Source organism: Tabrizicola sp. M-4 (assembly GCF_051132405.1).
In the GTDB taxonomy this organism is placed as follows: Bacteria; Pseudomonadota; Alphaproteobacteria; order Rhodobacterales; family Rhodobacteraceae; genus Paragemmobacter.
The window spans coordinates 1,637,111-1,653,498 of sequence record NZ_CP128606.1 but is presented as its reverse complement, the minus strand read 5'-3'; the positions used below and the strand labels follow the sequence as shown (position 1 = coordinate 1,653,498).

The following is a 16,388-nucleotide window of genomic DNA, read 5'->3' as shown; positions in this document are numbered from 1 at the left end:
CATGGCGCAGGCCTCCGCCCCCTTCCTGCGGATCGAAGGGGTTTCGAAATCCTTTGGCACGTTTCAGGCCGTGCGCGACGTCTCCCTCTCCATCGAAAAGGGCGAAATCTTCGCGCTTCTGGGCGGTTCCGGCTGCGGCAAGACCACGCTTTTGCGCATGCTGGCCGGGTTCGAGGAACCCACCGCAGGCCGCATCTACCTAGACGGGCAGGACATGACGGGCGTCCCCCCATGGGAACGCCCCGTCCACATGATGTTCCAAAGCTACGCCCTCTTCCCCCACATGACGGTCGAGGCGAATATCGGCTATGGCCTGAAACACGACCGCCTGACCAAGGCCGAACGCAGGGCCCGCGTGCAGGCCATGCTCGACCTCGTGCAACTCACCCCCTTCGCACAGCGCAAACCGCATCAGATCTCCGGCGGCCAGAGACAGCGCGTGGCGCTTGCCCGCGCGCTGGCGCGGCAGCCAAAGCTCCTCCTCCTCGACGAACCCCTCGCCGCGCTGGACAAGAAACTGCGTGAACACACGCAATTCGAACTCATGTCGATTCAGGAACGCACGGGCGTCACCTTCATCGTCGTGACCCACGATCAGGAAGAGGCGATGACGCTGGCCGACCGCATCGCCGTGATGGATCGCGGGCAGGTACAGCAGGTCGGCGCCCCCGCCACCGTCTACGAAAACCCCGCGACCTGCTTCGTGGCCAATTTCCTCGGCACCATCACCCAGTTCCCCGCCACCGTCCTTTCCGTCGATGGCCCCACGGCCCGCCTCGCCGTCCCCGCCATGGGCAGTGACGTCACCGCCACCGCCCTGCCCGGCATGACACCCGGCGAAACCCTCACCTTAGGCCTGCGCCCGGAAAAGGTCGCCCTTCTGGACGACCGGCCAGACGGGGCGAATGTGATCGAGGGGCAGGTGAAGGACCTCGCCTATTTCGGCAAGGACTCGCTCTACCGCATCACCCTGCCGGGCGGGGGCCTCCTCTCCGTCCACGCCGTCAACACCCGCCGTGGGGCCGAAAACCGACCCGACTGGTACGATCGCGTCTGGCTGTCCTTTGACCCCTCCTCCGCCATCCTGCTGCGGGATTAGGTCATGGGCGCGCGTCTGGCAGCATGGTTCCATCGCAAGGGCTGGTCCGATCTGATCATCGGCCTGCCCTATCTGTGGCTGCTGCTCTTCTTCCTGCTGCCCTTCCTGATCGTTCTGGCCATGAGCGTGGCCACCCGCACCCCCACCGCCCCGCCCTTCGGCTATGGCGGCGACAATCCCGTCGTGAACCTCGCGGGTTACGCGCGGCTTTTCACCGATGACCTCTACCTGCGCGCCTTCCTCACCTCGCTGGGCAATGCCGCCGTGGCGACGGTCCTCTGCCTGCTGATCGGCTATCCCATGGCGCTTGGCCTGACGCGCGTGTCCAAGGGCTGGCGCAACATCCTCCTGATGCTGGTGATCCTGCCCTTTTGGACCTCGTTCCTCCTGCGCGTCTATGCGTGGATGGGGATGATGGGCAAGAACAGCTGGTTCAACCGCCTGCTCACCGATGCGTGGAACTGGCTCACGCCGGAAGGCTGGGCCGTCACCTCCCTGCCGCTGATGCATTCCAACTTCGCGGTGGTGCTGGTGATGGTCTACACCTACCTCCCCTTCATGATCCTGCCCCTCTATGCCAGCCTCGAACGCCTCGACCCCGCGCTGGACGAGGCGGCGATGGACCTCGGCACCCGGCCCTTCGGCGTGTTCCTCGACGTGACCCTGCCGCAATCCATCCCCGGCATCGTGGCGGGTGGCCTTCTGGTCTTCATCCCGGCGGCGGGGGAACTGGTCATCCCCACGCTGGTGGGCGATGCGGGCAGCCCGATGATCGGGCGCGTCATCTCGGACGAATTCACCTCGGCGCGCGATTGGCCCATGGCCTCTTCCGTCGCCGTTGCGCTGCTGCTCCTCATGGTGATCCCCACCATGCTCTACAGCCGCTATCAGGCGAAATCCGACGGGGCGGAGGCAGGGAAATGAAACGCCGCCCGTGGTTCCTCTTCTCCGTCCTCGTCTTCGGCTTCGCCTTCTTCTACGTGCCGATCCTGTCGATGATCGTCTATTCCTTCAACGAAAGCCGCCTCGCCACCGTCTGGGGCGGCTTCTCGACGAAATGGTATGTCTCGCTCTTCTCCAACCGCCAGGTCGGCGCGGCGCTGCTCCTGTCGCTCCAGATCGCGCTGATCTCGGCCACCATCGCCACCATCCTCGGCACCATGGCGGGCATCGCGCTGGCCCGCTTCACCCGCTTCCGCGGCCGGACGCTGTTTTCCGGCATGGTCACCGCCCCCCTCGTGATGCCCGAGGTGATCACCGGCATCTCCATGCTGATGCTCTTCCTGCTGATGGCCGATTGGATCGGCTGGCCCGGTCAGCTCGGCTTCACCACCGTGACGCTGGCGCATATCACCTTCTCCATGGTTTTCGTCACCACCGTCGTGCAGGCCCGCATGCTGCAATCCGACCGCGCGATCGAAGAGGCGGCGATGGATCTCGGCTCCCGCCCGTGGCAGGTGATGTGGGACATCACCCTTCCCACCATCTTCCCCGCCATTCTCTCCGGCTGGCTGCTGGCCTTCACCATCTCGCTCGACGACGTGGTGATCACCTCCTTCACCACAGGCCCCGGCAACACCACCCTGCCGCTCCTGATCTGGTCCAAGGTCAAGCTGGGCGTCACCCCCGACATCAACGCCTTGGCCACGCTCACCGTCCTTGTCGTGGGCACCGGGGTCGTCATCGCGGGCCTCATCCTGACCCGCGCCGAACGCCGCCGCCTCGCCGAGGAACGGCAGGCATTCCGCAGTAGAACGGTGTCCCGGCCATGACCGACCGCCCGGAAACCCTGCTCGCCCTGCCCCCCGGCCCGCACGGCACGGGCCGCATCCGCTATGGCGCGGCCATGGCCCTCTATGCCGCAGGCCGCCTCTCCCCCGCATTGCTCGAGGCCTATCGCATCGCCGCCGCCGCCGACCGCCGCCCCCCGGAGGAAGTCCTCTCCCCCCTCGGTCTAACACCCCCGCACCCCATCCAGCCCGATGCAGCCCCCCTCGACACCCTGCTGGACGAGATCGCACACCACCTCGCCCCCCATACCGCCCCCGGCATAGCAGAAACGCGCCGCCTGATCGCCACCCGCCACCCCGCCACCCGGCGCGGGATGACGCGCGACCTGCCCCATCCCTACCTTCCGGCAGCCCTCGCCCGCCTTGCCCCAAACTATCCCGCCCTCGCCCATGCTCTTGCCAAGGCAGCCCCCTTCCGAGACTGGCAGCCCGCGCGCGGCCTTGCCCTCGAACCGATGGGCCCAGATGAAGCCATAACTATTACCTATGCCCCGCTTATCGGCCCCACCGCCTTCGCGGGCGAGACCGCAGAACTCGGCCTCCTCCTCCTCCCGCCGCACAGCCTCTGCCCGGATCAGGCGCATCCCGCCCCACTCCTGCACCTGCCCCTCACCGGCCCGCATGGCTGGCGCTTTGGCCCCGACCGTCCGCTCCTCCGGAAACCCGCGCAGCACCCGGTCTGGATCGACGCCCGCCGCCCGCATCTGCTCAAGGCAGGCCCCATCCCCTACCTCGCCCTCGTCGCGCGCCTCGCCGCCCCCGACCACCCCACCACCCGCCTCCCCGCGCAAGACCTCGCCGCGCTCAAGTCCCTCCGACTGGACCTTTCGACATGACCCGCGTCCTCGTCACCCATGCCCGCATCCGCACCATGAACCCGGCAAAGCCCACCGCCGAGGCGCTGGTGATCGAAGGCGGGCGCATCCTCGCCCTTGGCGATGCCGCAGAGATGGAAGGTCTGGCAGGCCCCGAGGCACAGGTCATCGACGCCGGCGGCAACCTCGTTTTGCCGGGGCTGCAGGATGCCCATATCCACCTCCTGAACGGCGGAACCGACCTCGTCCAGACCGCGCCCCTCTACGAGTGCCGCACCCCTGCCCAGATCACCGCCGCCATGGCCACCCATGCCGCCACCCAATCCGGCCCGATGATCTGGGGCGCGGGCTGGCAATGCGGTTTCTTCGACGACCTGAACCTGACCTGCGCTGTCCTCGATGCCGCCGTGCCCGACCGGCCCTGCCTCATCTATGACGGCAATTTCCACAATGCCTGCCTCAACAGCGAAGCCATCCGCCACATCGGCCTTTCGGATGATACCCCCGATCCGCCGAACGGCCATTTCGTCCGCGATGGGCAGGGCCGCGCGACCGGCATGCTGCACGAAGACGCGATCTACTGGGCGCTCGACCGCCTGCCGAAAACGCCCCCGGCCACCTATCACGCGGGGCTGCGTGCGGGTCAGGCTCTCGCCAACAGCCACGGCATAACCGGCATCCTCGACCCGTTCATCCAGTCCCACCATGTAGGCATCTATGCCAATGCCGCCCGTCTGGGCGATCTCACCCTGCGCGTCGCGGGCGCCATGTCCGTGACGCCCACCGATAGCGTGGAAAGCGTGCTGTCCCGCCTCACCGCCCTGCGCGCCGCCCATCCCGGCCCCGACTTCCACCTCCATTCCGCGAAATTCTTCCTCGACGGCGGGCTGGAAAACCGCACCGCCGCCCTTCTGGCCCCATATGCCGATGCCAAGGGCGGCAATGCGCCCCTCATGTTCCCGCCCGATCTGATCCGCGACCTATTCACCGCCCTCGACGCCGCGCGCTTCCAGATCCATGTCCATTGCATCGGCGACGCCGCCACCCGCGCCGCGCTGGACGGCTTCGCCGCCGCCCGCGCCGCCAACGGCCCATGGCCCGCGCTGCACCAGATCGCCCATTGCCAACTCGTCCACCCCGAGGACAGGCCCCGCTTCGCCGCCCTCGGCGTCATGGCGAACCTGCAACCGCTCTGGGCCTGCAACGACCCGATCATCCCCGATGACACCATGGCCATGATCGGCCCCGACCGCGCCGACTGGACCTATGCCTTCGGCAGCCTGCTGGATGCGGGCGCGCCCTATTGCCTCAATTCCGATTGGGCCGTCACCACGCTCAACCCGTTCGAGATCATGGGAACCGCCATTACCCGCGAACCGCCCCGCCACCGCGGCCGCGCGAAACCCTTCTTCCCGCAGGAACGGCTCACCATCGAACAGGCCATCCTCGGCTATACCACCCATGCCGCCGCCGCCTGCTGGCGCGACGGCATGACCGGCGCGCTGAAACCCGGCTATTCTGCCGATCTCATCGTGCTGGACCGCGACATCTTCACCTGCGATCCTTACGCCATCGCGGAAACCGAGGTCCTGCTCACCCTCTTCAAGGGGCGCAGGGTCCACGCCGCCCCCCGCTTCTCCTGACCGAAAGGCCGAACCCAAGATGACCTTTTCCCAAGACGAACGCCGCATCGCCAATATCCACGACGCCGCCTTCACCCCCTTCGTCTATCCCGATGGCGTGGCGCTCGGCGACGCGATCCTGCAACTCGACGAGGACAAGCCGCTGGGAGAAGGCTTCCACGTCTACCGCATGCCCGCCGGAATGAAGACGCGCCGCCACATCCACAACGGCCATGAACAATTCCTGATCCTCGACGGAGAACTGATCGAGGATGACGGCACCGTCCTGCGCCCTGGCGACATGGTCTTCTACCGCAATGGCACCGAACACCACTCCTACACCCCCGGCGGATGCCTGCTGGCCGTGCATATCGTCGGCGCGGAAACACCGACGGAATGATCGCGAATCACCGCCGCTTGGCATCGCAATTCGGAGGTTGTCGCGCATAAAGACAGCCGCAGCGGCGTCACATTTTATTAATTATTACTAATAACTTGTCCGACAATCCGCAGATCGTTTCCAAGCCGGACAAGGACTCACCCCAGCCCGCGGATTGATGCGCGGCAATCTCAGAATGGTTTCGAATTCCTTGCGGCAAGCCAAAGATTTGCCTAGAATTCGACACAAGGCGCTTCCCGCGCCGCCCGCCCCTCTCGTCCCGCACCTTCCATGCGGCACCTCGGGGCGGCAAGCGTGTCATCCGGCGGTGGGGGCTGTCCGGGGATGCGACCGGGAAACTGGTGAAGACCCAAGCTGCCGGGGTGTATGATGTCTGTACGAGTGTCCGATGCCGCCTTTCGCGGCACCGTTTCTGCCCTGTCGTCCGCGACCGGACGGCTCTCCAAGCCCCGCCGGATCGGGGGTCTGTGATGGGCCTCATCCTTCCGCCCCGCCTGCTCACCGCCCCGGTCGATGCCACTGCCGCCGACACCGCCCTGATGGTCGAGGCATCGATGCTCTCGCAGGGTCTGCGCATCCGCGTCGGTGCCGATCCCGATGATCTCTGCCCGGTCGAGGAACTCTCCATCGGCGATTCCGTCTGGGACCTCGCCACCCACCGCCTCATCGATCTGGACGGCATGTCCTGCGTGACGCTGGACTCCGCCTCCCTTGGCGATCTTGGCTTCCGCCCCATGCCGCTGACCCGTGCCGGAGGCTCTGGCTATCTGGCGCTCTCCTCTGCCCGCATCCTGTCCGGGCAGCGCTCCAAGGACCGCAGCTTCGGCCCAGTGGCCTTCTTCCGCTTCTGGCCCGAAACCCGCCTCGTCGCCGATCTCGAAGGACAGCCGGTCCTCATCCGCCCCGGCCTGTGACCCCATTCAATCGGCAAGGGGCGCAATGAGGATCGCATCCAACTCATCCGTGCTGATCCCCAGCAACTCCGCCGCCGCGCGATAATCCTCGCCAGATCGCGCCAGCGCTTCCTGCGCGCAATGCCGCCGCAACCGCCGGGCAAAATCGGAAAGGATCTGCTCCAGGGGCGAAATCCCCACCCGCCCCGCCGCCTCCGCAACGCTCGATGCTCGCAGGTCCCGCTGATAGCTCTCCTGCACCTGCGCCAGACGCGCCTCGTAATCGCGGATCATCACCCGCTGCGCCGCCTCGAATTGCCGCTGCATCCGGCTTTCCGCCGCCAGATCATGCCCCACCAGAAGCACGCCCCCCGCCGGTGTCAGCCGGAAAGGCCGCAGCAGGAAGGGCAGGCTCTCCCCGCCCGCGCCCGTCACGTTCACATGCCGCGCAGTCCCCCATGGTCCCAGGCCCTCGCCCTCGTCCAAGGGATCGGTCGCCGCCAGATCGCGCGCCTTCTCGCGGCTGTCCGGGCAGACGACATCGGCGAAGGCCCGTCCCACCCACTCCGCCCCGCCGACCGCACCGCCCGAGGTCAGATCGACCACCATCCCCGCCGCATCCAACTCGACGATCAGATCGGCCATCCCATCCATCAGACGGCGCAGATCCGCCCTGTCCAGCCTCTCGCTGTAGTGCCGCGCTCCCGCCCGTGCCATCGGTCAATTCGCCCTTTCTGGCCTGCGCCCCGCCCTTTCCACAAAGGACAGGGCAGCGGCGATGTCGTTCGTCACAATATCCGCACCCAGAAAACCATAGGCCCCACGCGCCGCCGTCAGTGCCGCCCCCCCGACCATGACCCGCACCCCGGCATGGCAGGAGGCCAGCCTGATCCGTGCGATCCACTCCGCGGCCTCGGCCAGCAGGGCGTCATGCCCGATGGAAAGGCCCACCACATCGAAAGGCGCACCCGCCACCCGGTCCAGCCAGCCCTCTACCGGCTCACCAGCAGCAAGCACCGCATCCACACCCGCAAGCCCAAGTTCCCGACGCAGCAAGCGCGGCCCCAGCAGATGCCCCGCGCCCTCCGGCACCACGACCAGCACCCGCCCGCGCAAACCCGCCACCGCAGGCGAAACCCCTTCCGCCTGCCGCAGCAGCCGCTCCAGCCCCGCGAACAGGGCGACGCCCTGCTCGAACCCCAGCCGCCCCTCCTGCCAGCGCCGCTGTGCAAGGGCCGCCGTCGCCGCGACCAGTTGCCCGACCTCCAGCTTCCCGCGCGGCAGTGACGTCAGCACATGCCCCGCATCTGGATCGCCCAGCACGGCCAACAGGCCCTCGGCAGCGGCAGGATCGGCCATTCCCCCCTCAAGGGAAAGCAGGCCGGACCCGAACAATCCATCAATGATATCAAACGCCTCGCGGTCGCAACGGCTCCGTGCCATTCCTCCCTCGGGGTCACATCCGTTCCGCGAGGCAGACTATGCCCCGCCCGACCGCGCCGCAAGCGCCTTTTCCCGCGAAAACAACTGCCTGAGGTTCACGTCGAAAGGTGGCCGGATCACGCCATATTCGGTGATCAGCCCTGAAATCAGACGGTTCGGCGTCACATCGAAAGCCGGGTTGAACACACCCGCCCCCTCCGGCGCGATCCGCGTCACCCCCATCTGCAGGATCTCGTCCCCGTCCCGCTCCTCGATCTCGATCCCCGCCCCGTCCGGTGTGGCCATGTCGATGGTCGATGTCGGGCAGGCCACGTAGAACGGCACGCCATTGTCCTGCGCCGCCAGCGCGAGGTTGTAGGTCCCGATCTTGTTCGCCGTATCCCCATTCGCGGCCACCCGGTCGCAGCCCACCACCGCCGCATCCACCCGCCGCCGCCGCATAACATGGGCCGAGGCACCATCCACCACGATGGCATGCGGCACGCCATATTCCATCAACTCGAAGGATGACAGCTTCGCCCCCTGCAGACGCGGCCGCGTCTCGTCCAGATAGGCAAAGACCTTCCGCCCCGCCTCATGCGCCCGCCGGATGATGCCCAACGCCGTGCCCACGCCTCCCGCCGCCAGCGCGCCAGTGTTGCAGTGGTGAAAGAACACCACCTCCTCCACCGGCAGGATCGCCAGCGCATGCGCGGCTATCGCATCGTTCACCGTGATATCCTCGCGCTCGATCTCGCGCGCCTCGGCCAGCAGGCGCGCGGCATCCGCCCCGCCCCGCCACAGCGCCCCCATCCGGTCCAGCGCCCAGAACAGGTTCACCGCCGTGGGCCGCGAGGCGCGCAGCACCGCATCCGCCGCCTCCAGCGCGGCCCCAAGGGGCTTCCCCTCCGCCTCGGCCAATATCGCCGCCTGCGCCATGCCATAGGCCGCCGACACGCCAATCGCCGGCGCCCCCCGCACCGTCATATCGCGGATTGCTCCCGCCACGGCCTCCGGCGTCCTCAGGTCGCGATAGCGCACCTCGCCCGGCAGATGCCGCTGGTCCAGAAGCCGCAGGCAGGCTTCCGCCGCGATCCATTCCATCGTCCGAAACGCCATGCCTTGTCCCTTCTCCAAGATACGCCCCCGCCGCAAGGCAGGGGCGCCATCCTCTCCCGGCCTCAGCCGATGATCCGGCGGAAGGTCTCCGACGGGCGCATCACCGCCGACGTCTTGGCCGCATCCCCGTGATAATACCCGCCCAGATCGACCGCCTTGCCCTGATCCCGGCCAAGCTCGGCAAGGATCACCGCCTCATTCTCGGCCAAAGCCTTGGCGATGGGCGCGAAATGCGCAGCCAGAGCCGCATCCTCGCCCTGCGCCGCCAAGGCCTGTGCCCAGTACAGCGCAAAGTAGAAATGGCTGTCGCGGTTGTCGGTCTGCCCGACCTTCGCCTTGGGCGACCGGTCATGGTCCAGCACCCCCTGCGTCGCCACATCCACCGCCTTGCCCAGAACGCGGGCCGAGGCCTTCCCCGTCACATCGGCAAGGAACTTCAGGCTCTCCCCCAGCGCGCAGAATTCGCCCAGCGAATCCCAGCGCAGGTGGTTCTCCTCCATCAACTGCTGCACATGCTTGGGCGCGGAACCGCCCGCCCCCGTCTCGAACATGCCGCCGCCATTCATCAGCTTCACGATCGAAAGCATCTTGGCCGAGGTGCCAAGCTCAAGGATCGGGAACAGGTCCGTCAGATAGTCGCGCAGCACGTTGCCGGTGACTGCGATGGAATCCGCCCCCTTCCGGATCGTCTCCAGCGAGGCCCGCGTCGCGGCGCGCGGGTCCATGATCTTGAACTTGTCCGCCGCCCCCGCCGCCGCAAGGATCGGTCGCACATAGGCCAGAAGCTGGGCGTCATGCGGCCGCGTCTCGTCCATCCAGAAGATGGCCTCGCAGCCCTCGGCCTTCTGCCGGTCGATGGCAAGGCGCACCCAATCCTCGATCGCCGCCTTCCGGGTCGAGGCCGCGCGCCAGATGTCGCCCGCCTCCACCGCATGGGAATGCAGCACATCGCCATTGGCCGCGATCACCCGCACCGTGCCCGCTTTGGCAATCTCGAAAGTCGTCGGGTGCGACCCGTATTCCTCCGCCTTCTGCGCCATCAGGCCGATATTCTGCACCGTCCCTGCCGTCGCTGGGTCCAGCGCCCCGGTCGCCTTGAAATAGCGGATCGTCTCGTCATAGACCGGCGCATAGGAACTGTCGGGGATCACGCAATTCGTGTCGGCAGCCTTCCCGTCCGGCCCCCAACCCTTGCCCCCCGCCCGGATCAGGGCGGGCATGGACGCGTCCACGATCACATCCGACGGCACATGCAGGTTGGTGATCCCCTTGTCGGAATTCACCATGTAAAGCGGCGCCCGCTCGGCCAGAACCGCATCGATTTCGGCCAGAATGGCCTTGCCCTCCGGCATCGCCGCGATCCGGTCCAGCATCACGCCCAGCCCGGCATTCGGGTCCACCCCAGCCGCCGCCAGTGCCGCGCCATGGCGGTCGAAGACAGGGGCAAGATAGGCCTTCACCACATGGCCGAAGATGATGGGGTCCGACACCTTCATCATCGTGGCCTTCAGGTGAACCGAAAACAGGATCCCCTCCGCCTTCGTCGCCGCGATCTCCGCATCCAGAAACGCCCGCAGCGCCTTGGCCGACATGAAGGTCGCGTCCACCACCGTGCCTTCCGGGTAATTCACCCCATCTTTCAGCACCGTGACCGACCCATCCGCCGCCACAAGTTCGATCCGCGCCTTGCCGGCCTGCGCCGCGCTCACCGTGACCGAGGTCTCGTTCGACCGGAAGTCCCCGGCGGCCATCGTGGCGACCCGCGTCTTGCTGTCCGCGCTCCACTTGCCCATCGAATGCGGATTGGCCTTGGCATAGTTCTTCACCGCCACCGCCGCGCGACGGTCGGAATTGCCCTCGCGCAACACCGGGTTCACCGCCGACCCCTTGATCGCGTCATAGCGGCGGCGGATCTCCACCTCCGCCTCGCCCTGCGGGTTTTCCGGGTAATCCGGCAGCGCGTAACCCTGCGCCTGCAACTCCTTCACGGCCGCCACCAGTTGCGGCACCGAGGCCGAGATATTCGGCAGCTTGATCACATTCGCCCGCGGCGTCGTCACCAGACGGCCCAGTTCCGCCAGATCATCCGTCTGGCGCTGCGCTTCGGTCAGATGTTCCGGAAAGGCCGCGATGATCCGCCCCGCGAGCGAGATGTCCTTGACCCCCACCGAAACCCCCGCCGCCGCCGCAAAGGACTGGATGATCGGCAGGAGCGAGGCCGAGGCAAGCTGCGGAGCCTCATCCACCTTGGTGTAGATGATGTCGGGTGTGGAATCTGCGGTCATGAAAGCCTGTCCTTCGCAAGTTGCGGTCAAGGCCCCCGCCACACCGGCGCAAAGCCTCCCTGCCCGCCTCCTATCCTAGCCGCGCCACAGGACAAGCAAAAGCCGCAGCCTTGCCCCCCGGCGCGCCAACCTGCCGCAGTGCGGCAGCCTTGACGATCCGCCCGCCCGGATCACGCCCCCCGATCCCCCGGCAGCAAGCGAAAGGCAGCCACGGCCACCGCAACCCCGGCCAGCGCCGCCAGTTCCAGCCGCCGCAGGGCACCACGCGGCAACACCGCCAACCCCACCCGCAGGGCACCCGTCACCATCGCCGCCTGCCGCTGCCGCGCCAGCATCCGCCGCGCTGCACGCCGCAGGACGACAGCCACGATCAACGCCACGGCCAGCACGCCCCCCGCCACAGAAAGCAGCGCAAGCGGCACGCCCATCACCGGCACCAGCCCCGCCACCGCCGCCGCGACCAGCAGCCCAAGCGCCACCAGCAGGCACAGCAGCACGATCCCCGCCCCCAGCGCCAGCCCGGCCACCTGCGCCCTCATTCCCGCCGCCCGAACAGCACGCCCAGCAGCAGGCCCAGACCGGCCGCTCCGGCCAGCCATGCCAAAGGGTTGGCGCGCACCTTCCCCTCCAGCTCCCCCTGCATCCCGGCAACCTCCGTCCGCAACTCCCGCACCGCCTTCAACGCCTCCGCCACCGTCTCTTCCGATGCCGCGCGCCCCTTCTCCTTCACCTCTTCTGCCGCGCCCCCGGCATAGCTGGCCACCGATCGCGCCAGCGCCGCCACATCCGCGCGCAGCGCCCGGATCTCCTCTTCGATCTCGCGCCCCGCCGTCTCGCGGGCCGTGGCTTCCGTCACCTTGCTTGCAGCCTTCGCCATGAGGTTTTCCTTTCCTTTCGGCGGACCATCCGGCCCAGACTCGCGCCTGTTCGACGCAAAGTCCTTAATCTGCGTCAATCGCTGCGACCCCGGCAAGGAAAGCGGCAGCCCCGGCCCTAGGCAGGCGGTCTCCTGCCGATTTCGCGCTCCCCGCACGCCCCGCATGCCGCCACCCCGCGCCACTTCGGCGCGGCGCATCCGCTTGACCCCAGCGGCAGCCATGCCATAGTTCGGTGAAATATCACCAAGTGAAAAATGACAATGATTCTAGAGCGTGACAGGGTGTTCCAACTCGTTCGGCAGGATATCCTCACCTGCGAACTCAAACCCGGCGAGGAATTGCGCGAGGCCGATCTCGCCCTGCGTTACGGCGTGTCCAAGACCCCGGTCCGCGACGCGATGCAGAAACTGGAATTCGAAGGCCTGATCGAGATCGAACCGCGCCGAGGTCATCGCGTGCGCCCCGTCTCGATGCGCGATGCCGAGGACATCCTCGAACTCCGCGCCGTCCTCGAATGCGCCGTGGTCACCAAGATCGCCAAACGCGCCGAACCCGAAGAACTCGCCTCGCTCGACGCGCTCCGCGCCTGCGACGGCGACACGATCCGCGCCTTCGCCGATTACAACCGCCGCTTCCACGCCACGCTGGCGGGCATGTCCGGCAACCGCCGCCTGACCGAAGAAACCGTCCGGGTCATGGAATTCTACGACCGCCTCGCCATCGTCTCTCTGACGCTCCTGTCGCGTGAAGGCGGCTTCGAAACGCCCCTTGCCGACCACAATGCCATCATCGACGCCCTTCAGGCCCGCAACGGTCGCCTCGCCGCGAAACTGGTGCGCGATCACGTCGAACGGTCACGGGCGCAGATCATGCGGGGGCTGACCCGCAAGCCGGTGGTGGATTGACCGGCACGGAACAAGGATACGGGGGGAACAAGAAATGAAGACCGGCATTTGCGGCCTTGGCCGCATGGGCGCGGCAATGGCCGAACGCCTGCTGTCGCAGGGCTGCGATCTGGTGGTCTGGAACCGCGATCCGGCGAAGGCCGCCCCCCTGCTGGCCAAGGGCGCGACCCTCGCCGAAAGCCCCGCCGCCCTCGCCCGCCAATGCGACCGGGTGCTGACCATGCTCTACGACGCCGATGCCGTGGATCAGGTCTATTCCGGCCCCGACGGCCTCCTTTCCGGCCCGGTCAAGGGCAAACTCTTCATCGAGATGTCCACCATCGGCCCCGAGGCCATCCTCTCGATTGGCAGCGCCGTCACGGCCAAAGGGGCCGATCTGGTGGAATGCCCCGTCGGCGGCACCATCGGTCCTGCCCGCGAAGGCCGCCTTCTAGGCCTCGTCGGTGGCAGCGCGGATGCCGTGGCGCAGGCGCAGCCCATTCTCTCGCTCCTGTGCCGCCGCATCGAACATGCGGGGCCTCTGGGTGCGGGCGCGCGGCTGAAACTCGCCGTGAACCTGCCCCTCCTCGTCTATTGGCAGGCCCTGCGCGAGGCGATGGGTCTGGTGGCTGATCTAGACATGCCGCCCGACCGCCTTGCCGACCTCATGGCCGATACCTCCGGCGCCTGCATGGCGGTCAAGCACCGCGCGGGCGAACTCGCCGCCCTGCTCGCAGGCACCGGCGAACCCAGCCTTTCCTTCGAGGCGAAGGGTGCCGCCAAGGACCTGTCGCACATGGTCGCGACGGCCGCAGCGCAGGGGCAGGCCATGCCCGTCACCGCCGCCGCCCGCGATGCCTTCACCGCCGCCGCCGCAGGCCCCATCGCCGGACGCGACGCCATGACGATCACCGCGCTCGACTGGGCCGCCCAGCGCGCTGCACGCCCCTGACAGGCCAAGGACCTTCCATGCCACGCCCCCCCATTCTTGACGAAACCGCCCTCACCCCCGCGCAGAAGCCGATCTACGACGCCATCCTGAACGGCCCCCGCGGCATCGTGGAAGGCCCGCTCCGCGTCTGGCTCCAAAGCCCCGGCCTTGCCGACCGCGCGCAGGCGCTGGGGGCCTTCTGCCGCTACGGCACCACCCTGCCCCCGGACCTCAGCGAACTGGCCATCCTCGTCACCGGGGCCTTCTGGCGTTCCGGCTTCGAATGGGCGGTCCATGCCCCCATCGCCGCCAAGGCCGGACTTGCCCCCGAGGTGATCGAGGCGATCCGTCAGGGCCACCGCCCCGACGGCCTGTCCGAAACCGCCGCCGCCGTGCATGACTTCGCCCTCGAACTGCACCGCGACCGCGCCGTCAGCGATGCCACCTATGCCCGCGCCGAGGCCGCGCTCGGCCTGCAGGGCGTGGTCGATCTGGTGGGGATTCTCGGCTACTACACGCTGATCTCCATGACGATCAACGCCTTCCACGTGCCCCTGCCCGAGGGCGCGCCCGATCCTTTCCCGCCACAGGCCTAGCCCCATGCAACTGGCCCAGTTCCTGCCTGTCCTCGCCCTTCTGGGGGCGGGGTCCGTCCTTGCCATCCAGGCCCCGATCAACGCCGCCCTCGCACGCGGCTTGGGCGACCCGGTCGTCGCGGCCTGCATCAATTTCTTCGTGGGCTTCCTCGTCCTGCTGATCGTGAACCTGATCCGGGGCAGCGGGCCACAGGACGGGGCCTTCACCCTCACCCCGCTCTGGGCCTTCGTCGGTGGGGCGCTGGGGGCCTGCTACATCGTCTCGCTCATCTGGGCGATCCCGCAGACCGGCGCGCTCACCGCCGCCGCCGCCACGATCTTCGCGCAACTGGCCATGGCCCTCATCCTCGACCGCATCGGCGCCTTCGGCCTGCCGGTGCAGGAGATCACATGGCCCCGCGTCGCGGGCCTCGCCCTCGTGATGTCGGGCCTTCTGCTCTCGCGCATGTGAAAAGGCCCGGCGGATCGCTCCGCCGGGCCCTTTCCAATCACGACACCCTCACTCCAGCCCGAGCAACCGCGCCGCCGTGCCGCCCGCGACCTTGGCGGTATCCTCCGCCGAAAGGCCGGTGCTGATGACATGTTCCACCGGGTCGTAATCGGCCATGTCATAGGGATAATCCGTCCCCATCACGATCTTGTCCGCCCCATAGACCTTCACGAGGTATTCAAGCTGATGGTTGCTGAAGACCACGTTGTCGAAATAGATCTTCCGCAGGTAATGCGTGGGCGGCTTGGGCAGGCCCGCATTGCAATCCTTCCGCGCGCCCCAGGCATGGTCGATCCGGCCCGAATAGGCGGGCAGGTATCCACCGCCATGCACGGCGAGGATCTTCAGATCCGGCAGCCGCTCCAGCGTGCCGGAGAAGATCAGGTGATGCAGCGCCACCGTCGTCTCCAGCGGGTTCCCGATCACGTTCGAAAAGTAGTAGTCGCTGAACCGCTCGCCCCCCGTGAATCCGTTCGGATGGATCATCACCAGCGCGCCCAACTCCTCGGCCTTCTGCCAGAAGGGGGCGAATTCCGGATCGGCCAGTTCCTTGCCGTTCACATTGGTCAGGACCTCCACGCCCTTCATCCCCAACTCGCCCATGCAGCGCGTCAGTTCCACCACCGCCTCGGCCGGGTCATGCAGCGGCACCGTGCCCAGCGCGGCCAGACGGTCGGGCCGCTTGCCCACCCATCCCGCCAGCCCGTCATTCACCATGCGCGACGCGACCACCGCATGCTCCACGGGGATATGATAGAAACATTGCGGCGGCGGCGGCGCGACAAGCTGGAAATCGATCCCCATCGCATCCAGCACCCGCATCCGGTCATCCAGATCGGTCATCGCAATGGTGCGGTCCTTGTCCTGTGCCATGTTGATCGCCCGCGTCTCGGCATTCGAATGCTTGACCATCGCGATCTTCATCGGGTCGCTGTGCGGGGCCACATAGGCCATCGCCTCGGGGATGAGCACATGCGCATGCATGTCGATCGTCCGGCTGTCCAGCCGCTTCTTCCCATCGGGAAAGGCCCGGCCCGCCGTCGGCCCATAGCGGTTGTGGCTGTCGCCGCGGTCGCGCGTGTCGATAACGGTATGCGTCATGTGCTGTCCTTGTCGATATCTGCAAAAACACCCCAGCGGTGCGCCGCAGCGGGCCACCGGTCA

The 16,388-nt window shown here is 67.4% G+C and carries 18 protein-coding genes; 11 read left to right on the top strand and 7 right to left on the bottom strand.

The features are described 5' to 3' along the window. Position 1 precedes the first annotated feature (1 nt). The 7 genes from TabM4_RS07925 to TabM4_RS07895 all read left to right on the top strand — a co-directional run bounded on the left by TabM4_RS07925 (position 2) and on the right by TabM4_RS07895 (position 6,640). Positions 2-1,099: an ABC transporter ATP-binding protein gene (locus TabM4_RS07925; RefSeq protein WP_434620862.1), complete on the top strand. Its 1,098-nt coding sequence runs from the start codon at positions 2-4 to the stop codon at positions 1,097-1,099. A gap of 3 nt (positions 1,100-1,102) precedes the next feature. Continuing rightward, entirely contained in the window at positions 1,103-2,023 is a 921-nt protein-coding gene (locus TabM4_RS07920; protein WP_434620859.1) for an ABC transporter permease, read from the top strand. Beyond that, positions 2,020-2,871, top strand: a complete 852-nt coding sequence (locus tag TabM4_RS07915; RefSeq protein WP_434620856.1) for an ABC transporter permease subunit — start codon at positions 2,020-2,022, stop codon at positions 2,869-2,871. Before TabM4_RS07920 ends, TabM4_RS07915 begins: the two co-directional genes overlap by 4 nt. Continuing rightward, positions 2,868-3,725 carry a hypothetical protein gene (locus TabM4_RS07910; RefSeq protein WP_434620853.1) on the top strand — a complete coding sequence of 286 codons (858 nt, stop codon included), beginning with the start codon at positions 2,868-2,870 and terminating at the stop codon, positions 3,723-3,725. The genes TabM4_RS07915 and TabM4_RS07910 overlap by 4 nt, the downstream gene beginning before the upstream one ends. Continuing rightward, complete coding sequence (locus TabM4_RS07905) at positions 3,722-5,347, top strand: amidohydrolase (RefSeq protein ID WP_434620850.1); 1,626 nt, start codon at positions 3,722-3,724, stop codon at positions 5,345-5,347. The genes TabM4_RS07910 and TabM4_RS07905 overlap by 4 nt, the downstream gene beginning before the upstream one ends. A gap of 19 nt (positions 5,348-5,366) precedes the next feature. Then, entirely contained in the window at positions 5,367-5,726 is a 360-nt protein-coding gene (locus TabM4_RS07900; RefSeq protein ID WP_434620847.1) for a cupin domain-containing protein, read from the top strand. 470 nt (positions 5,727-6,196) lie between these two features. Beyond that, positions 6,197-6,640: a hypothetical protein gene (locus TabM4_RS07895; protein ID WP_434620844.1), complete on the top strand. Its 444-nt coding sequence runs from the start codon at positions 6,197-6,199 to the stop codon at positions 6,638-6,640. A 6-nt stretch (positions 6,641-6,646) separates the two neighbouring features. On the opposite strand, the gene TabM4_RS07890 is transcribed toward TabM4_RS07895, so the two are convergent. The 6 genes from TabM4_RS07890 to TabM4_RS07865 all read right to left on the bottom strand — a co-directional run bounded on the left by TabM4_RS07890 (position 6,647) and on the right by TabM4_RS07865 (position 12,322). Further along, positions 6,647-7,336: a hypothetical protein gene (locus tag TabM4_RS07890; protein WP_434620841.1), complete on the bottom strand. Its 690-nt coding sequence runs from the start codon at positions 7,334-7,336 to the stop codon at positions 6,647-6,649. Positions 7,337-7,339: 3 nt separating this feature from the next. After that, positions 7,340-7,978, bottom strand: a complete 639-nt coding sequence (locus tag TabM4_RS07885; RefSeq protein ID WP_434620840.1) for a hypothetical protein — start codon at positions 7,976-7,978, stop codon at positions 7,340-7,342. A gap of 120 nt (positions 7,979-8,098) precedes the next feature. Beyond that, positions 8,099-9,160, bottom strand: coding sequence for an S-methyl-5-thioribose-1-phosphate isomerase (gene mtnA, locus TabM4_RS07880; RefSeq protein WP_434620838.1), 1,062 nt, complete (start codon positions 9,158-9,160; stop codon positions 8,099-8,101). A 62-nt stretch (positions 9,161-9,222) separates the two neighbouring features. Then, complete coding sequence (locus TabM4_RS07875) at positions 9,223-11,445, bottom strand: NADP-dependent isocitrate dehydrogenase (RefSeq protein WP_434620836.1); 2,223 nt, start codon at positions 11,443-11,445, stop codon at positions 9,223-9,225. A 170-nt stretch (positions 11,446-11,615) separates the two neighbouring features. Continuing rightward, on the bottom strand, positions 11,616-11,984 hold the full coding sequence (locus TabM4_RS07870; RefSeq protein ID WP_434620833.1) for a hypothetical protein: 369 nt from the start codon (positions 11,982-11,984) through the stop codon (positions 11,616-11,618). Continuing rightward, positions 11,981-12,322 carry a hypothetical protein gene (locus TabM4_RS07865; RefSeq protein WP_434620831.1) on the bottom strand — a complete coding sequence of 114 codons (342 nt, stop codon included), beginning with the start codon at positions 12,320-12,322 and terminating at the stop codon, positions 11,981-11,983. Before TabM4_RS07865 ends, TabM4_RS07870 begins: the two co-directional genes overlap by 4 nt. Positions 12,323-12,577: 255 nt before the next feature. On the opposite strand from TabM4_RS07865, the gene TabM4_RS07860 reads away from it, so the two are divergent. From TabM4_RS07860 to TabM4_RS07845, 4 genes are read left to right on the top strand one after another with little or no spacing between them, the layout of a single operon-like run. Next, positions 12,578-13,228 (top strand): GntR family transcriptional regulator, encoded by a 651-nt coding sequence (locus tag TabM4_RS07860; protein WP_434620828.1) that lies wholly within the window; start codon positions 12,578-12,580, stop codon positions 13,226-13,228. Between the two features lie 34 nt (positions 13,229-13,262). Continuing rightward, positions 13,263-14,159 carry an NAD(P)-dependent oxidoreductase gene (locus TabM4_RS07855; protein WP_434620826.1) on the top strand — a complete coding sequence of 299 codons (897 nt, stop codon included), beginning with the start codon at positions 13,263-13,265 and terminating at the stop codon, positions 14,157-14,159. 17 nt (positions 14,160-14,176) lie between these two features. Continuing rightward, entirely contained in the window at positions 14,177-14,734 is a 558-nt protein-coding gene (locus TabM4_RS07850; RefSeq protein ID WP_434620823.1) for a carboxymuconolactone decarboxylase family protein, read from the top strand. 4 nt (positions 14,735-14,738) lie between these two features. Continuing rightward, positions 14,739-15,185, top strand: a complete 447-nt coding sequence (locus tag TabM4_RS07845) for a DMT family transporter (RefSeq protein WP_434620820.1) — start codon at positions 14,739-14,741, stop codon at positions 15,183-15,185. Between the two features lie 48 nt (positions 15,186-15,233). On the opposite strand, the gene TabM4_RS07840 is transcribed toward TabM4_RS07845, so the two are convergent. Next, entirely contained in the window at positions 15,234-16,325 is a 1,092-nt protein-coding gene (locus tag TabM4_RS07840; protein WP_434620817.1) for an amidohydrolase family protein, read from the bottom strand. Between the last annotated feature and the right edge of the window lie 63 nt (positions 16,326-16,388).